This is a genomic window from Thermogutta sp. (genome assembly GCF_014359955.1).
Taxonomy (GTDB): domain Bacteria; phylum Planctomycetota; class Planctomycetia; order Pirellulales; family Thermoguttaceae; genus Thermogutta.
The window spans coordinates 1-4,394 of the sequence record NZ_JACIYL010000345.1 but is presented as its reverse complement, the minus strand read 5'-3'; the positions used below and the strand labels follow the sequence as shown (position 1 = coordinate 4,394).

Below are 4,394 nucleotides of genomic sequence, written 5' to 3'. Positions count from 1 at the left end.
TCCACTGGCGGTCTTTTTGGCTTCCGACCATTGTTTGGGCTTTTCGGCCTTGCCTCAAAAGCGGTGTTGAAAGGCCAGACCGCCAGACAGCACAAAATCCTGTGGGGGCTCGTCTGAGACCGGTGCAACGCCTTGCGGGTCGTTTGCTTGGAGCGTTGAGGCCGCCGGGAGAATCGCCAAATGCCAGAATATTTTTCACTTTTCCCATTTCAGATTCCGTTTCCGTGGCATTCGGACGTTCTCCGGTTTCCCCCGTGGTGGCCTGACGGTGGAAAGAGGCTGGTGGCGACTGCGCTGCTCCACGTGCGAAAGGCCCTGGACCAGCTTCATACAATCAAGCGCATGGTCAGTATTTCATTGTGTCGGCCAGGCAAAAGGCGATGGAGGAGGAGCATGAGCACTATACGCGATTTGATCGAAAGATACAAACAGGGACCGAATTCGTTGCGGCAGGCAATAGCGGGGATGACTCCGGAGCAGATGGATGCCCGACCCGTTCCCGGGCGATGGTCCACGCGTGAGGTCGTCTGTCACATCGTAGATTTCGACCAGCTTTATGCCGACAGGATGAAACGGGTCATTGCGGAAAAGGAACCCACTTTTTTCCCGAGCGAACCGGATGCTTTTGCCGCTCACCTGGCTTATGCGAAAAGGGACGTCGCAAAGGAATTGGAACTCCTGACGCTGTTGCGCGAGCAAATGGCCGTTATTTTGGAGTCGCTCCCGGAAGAAGCGTTTCAGAGGGCAGGTCGCCACCCAGTTCGGGGACTGGTAACCCTTCAGGACTTGTTGCAGGCGATCACGGATCACATCCCACACCACATCCGCTTTATCGAGGAAAAGAAAACAGCACTGGGGCTTCCCACCGGCAAATAGCTTGCGATGGGCTTTACTCCGGCGGGGAATATATCCCCGCATAGGTTGGGAACAAGCTGTGAGTTTCCGGCAGTCTCGGTCCGTCCTACGTCATTTGCGGGAGATGGGTCTCGCATCTGCGTTAGTTTTCCGAACGGACGGCTGGGAATATTCCCTCTGAGGCGTCCAGAGCTTTTTCGCCACAGCAAGGTTCTGCGGGGTTTTTGGCAGGAAATAACTCCTTCTCTTTGGCGTGGGGGGCCATCGAGGGGGGCAGGAAAGGCTCTGGAGAGCCGTCAAGTAAATCGGGACTTCGTCAGCCCGAGGGAAATGTGGTAAAGTGATTTGATTAATGTTGGATTGCTTGGCTGATGCCGACTCCGGCAGACGGGTGAGTTTTCCGGCCCCGGCCGTTTGACCGCCCTGAGCCTACGTATCCTGAAAGTGTTTTCGGGGTGGATGTTTCAGTTTCCCGGGTCGCGCGCCCTTGATCATTCGGCGTGAGGTTACTCGATGGCTGAATCGAATCTGACGAGGACGACGATTGGCGGTGTCCCTGTTGTCGAACTTGCGCGGGAGTTTGGAACTCCTTTGTACGTCTACGACGCGGGGGTGATTCGACAGCGTTTTTCGGAACTTGCCCCCTTTGACGTCGTACGATACGCCCAGAAAGCGTGCTCGAACGTGGCCATTTTGGCGCTCATCCGGCAACTGGGCGGTCTGGTGGATGCTGTGAGTGCGGGGGAGATCCACCGCGCCCTGGCCGCCGGATATCCGCCGGCTGGAGATCCACCCCCGATCATGTACACGGCTGATATTTTCGATCGAGACGCCCTCGATTTGGTCGTTGAGCATCACATCCATGTGAATTGTGGCTCCCGCGACATGATCGAGCAACTTGGCGAACGGGCTCCCGGGCGAGAAATCACATTGCGGGTCAATCCCGGCTTCGGCCATGGACACAGCCGGAAAACCAACACTGGCGGTGAGCTTTCCAAGCACGGAATCTGGCATGAAGAGTTGCACGAGGCCCTGTTCGAGGCGGAACATCATGGGTTAAGCGTCGTGGGACTTCACATGCATATCGGGTCGGGAAGCGACTTCGAACATCTGGCCCAGGTGTGTCAGGCCATGGAAAAGGCGGCCCTGGAGGCCGGTCGAAACATCCGTTGGATCAGCGCTGGAGGAGGACTACCGATTCCCTACCGCGAAGGGGATGCCCGCATTGACCTTCGGCGATACTTCGACCTCTGGGATGCAACACGGAAGCGTTTGGAGGACCGATTTGGTCACCGTGTTCGTCTGGAGGTGGAGCCGGGGCGTTACATCGTCGCGGAAGCCGGTTTTCTCATCACGGAGATTCGAGCCGTTAAGAAACAGGCACAAAACATATTTTATCTTGTGGATGCGGGTTTCAATAATCTCGTCCGGCCGGTTATGTACGGTGCTTATCATCCGTTACGCCTGGCTCCGCAAGATCCCAAACTCCCACGGCTGGCTCAAGAAGTCATCGTGGGAGGGCCGCTGTGCGAGTCCGGTGATATTTTCACCCAGGAGGAAGGGGGGATCGTCGCAAAACGACTTCTTCCCCAGGCTGCTGTGGGAGATTACATCGTCATTGAGTGTGCCGGCGCCTACGGGTTTGTGATGGGTTCCAACTACAACAGCAAGCCGTATCCACCCGAGGTGCTTGTGGATAACGGAGAAGTGAAGCTGATCCGGCGTCGCCAGACCTACGAGGATCTTTTTAAGGACGAAATCATCCCGTCGGAGATTTCAGCCCCCCAACACTCCCGCCAGATTGCCGGCGGCATGTCCTGAGGGAAGGCCGTTGGGGTTGTGCCGTAGTCGCTCGATTCGACTGGCGGGACCTACGGTGCGGCCTCGGGGCGCTGGGTTCGCGTCCGCCGACGGGCGGGTTTAGCGGTTGACCATTCCCTGGTGAGAGTTTCGAACACTTCAGGGGACTCGTAGCGAACGATGCCGGGGGCTTCGGGGATTGGGCCGATCAGCCCCTTGAGTACCGGCAAACCACGCACGCTCAAATCAGTGCAACAATCGTCCACGCCCACCTGAGTATGTCGTTTGAGGAGATCCTCGGGGCTATCGTAATCGCGGATACGGATTTCGCCGTCAGCGCCCCGTGTGACAACGCGGATTGTATGCTTCTTCATGTTGTTCGACTCCCATCAACGTTGCACCAGGTTTCCTCATCATTTTGGAAATCGACTGATGGGCGGCACCCCTTTTGAGTGTATGTGAGGCCCCCGCATTTCAGTTGTGACCGACACTCTGCGGAAAAGGGTTGAACCTGGATTGACCGCTTCGGCAGGGCGAATCGGTGCCACACGCGCAGCTTGTGCAATCAGATCAAGGACCCTGCGTGAGGAACGAAAAAACGGATCGTGCGCGGCAGAAGGATGATGCGAATCGTGCAGCGAGTCCGTTCAATCGTGCGGGGGCGGTGGGCTAGGAGGGGCAAATCTCATCGTTGACGCCGGTGCGAGCAGTCAGTCGGCCACGAACACCGAAACGGTATTATGGGCACTGGAGACAAGTCCGGTCCCATAAACGAAGACGACTCGATCCCCTGATTGCACAAGTCCCTCTCGTTTCCCCCATTCAGTGGCGAATCGCAGGAGGGCCTGCGAGTCGCTGAGAGGCGCTTCCATCAGGGGGATGATTCCCCAGTAGAGACACATCCGCCGAAGTACCTGGCGGGACTCACTCACGCCCACGGTGGGTACCAGGAAACGGTGTTTGGCGATCGTCAAAGCAGTCTGACCGGACCGGGTCAGGATGATCAGCATTTTCGCGCCGACTTCCTGGGCGATGAGGCCGGCATGCCAGACAGAGGCCTCGGTGATTTCCGCGGGATTTGCGGGGAATGCGTTTGCTGCCTGGAATCGCACTGGAGGATGGCTCACAGATTCCGTAGCCAGTGCGATTCGGTGCATCATCCTAACAGATTCCTCAGGGTAGCTGCCGATAGCCGTTTCACCAGACAGCATGCAGGCGTCAGCTCCATCGAGAATGGCATTGGTGACATCGCTGACTTCGGCTCGGGTGGGGATCCGGGACCGCTGCATGCTCTCCAGCATTTGTGTGGCGACAATGGCTGGTTTGCGGTGCCTTCGCGCCGCTGCCAGGATGCGCTTTTGCACGATGGCGACTTCCGCGATGTCGATTTCCACGCCGAGATCTCCCCGGGCGACCATCACTGCGTCAGCCAGGTCGAGAATCTCGTCCAGATAGTCCAGGGCTTCGGGCTTTTCGATTTTGGCGACAATTTGTGGAGGGTTCTGAACCTCGCCCATCAATTGCCGTAATTGGCGGATGTCTTCGGGCGAACGAACAAAGCTCAGGCCCACAAAATCGATATCTTTTTGCAGGGCCCAGGCGAGCGCCTCCCGGTCAGCTTCCGTAATGGCTGGCAAGGGCAGCTTGACGCCGGGGAGATTGATCCCCTGACGGCTGCGGAGAAGCCCAGGCTGCGTTACCAAACAGGTTGCCCGATTTTCTGATTTCCCGATCACCCG

At 57.5% G+C, this 4,394-nt stretch carries 4 protein-coding genes; 2 read left to right on the top strand and 2 right to left on the bottom strand.

What is annotated here, in order from left to right:
- The first annotated feature begins 393 nt into the window (after window positions 1-393).
- Both H5U08_RS11055 and lysA read left to right on the top strand, forming a co-directional pair.
- Window positions 394-876, top strand: coding sequence for a DinB family protein (locus H5U08_RS11055; protein ID WP_297032971.1), 483 nt, complete (start codon window positions 394-396; stop codon window positions 874-876).
- Window positions 877-1,368: 492 nt separating this feature from the next.
- A complete protein-coding gene (lysA, locus tag H5U08_RS11050) occupies window positions 1,369-2,676 on the top strand; it encodes a diaminopimelate decarboxylase (protein ID WP_297032969.1) in 1,308 nt (435 codons plus the stop codon).
- A gap of 50 nt (window positions 2,677-2,726) precedes the next feature.
- On the opposite strand, the gene H5U08_RS11045 is transcribed toward lysA, so the two are convergent.
- Window positions 2,727-3,029, bottom strand: coding sequence for a hypothetical protein (locus H5U08_RS11045; protein ID WP_297032968.1), 303 nt, complete (start codon window positions 3,027-3,029; stop codon window positions 2,727-2,729).
- A 336-nt stretch (window positions 3,030-3,365) separates the two neighbouring features.
- A partial coding sequence (gene pyk, locus H5U08_RS11040; RefSeq protein WP_297032967.1) for a pyruvate kinase occupies window positions 3,366-4,394 on the bottom strand: 1,029 nt, incomplete at its 5' end.

What these genes read in the sequence shown, in the direction of transcription:
- H5U08_RS11055 (WP_297032971.1), top strand. Translation starts at nt 394, where the DNA reads ATGAGCACTATACGCGATTTGATCGAAAGATACAAACAGGGACCGAAT.
- lysA (WP_297032969.1), top strand. Translation starts at nt 1,369, where the DNA reads ATGGCTGAATCGAATCTGACGAGGACGACGATTGGCGGTGTCCCTGTT.
- H5U08_RS11045 (WP_297032968.1), bottom strand. Translation starts at nt 3,029, where the DNA reads ATGAAGAAGCATACAATCCGCGTTGTCACACGGGGCGCTGACGGCGAA.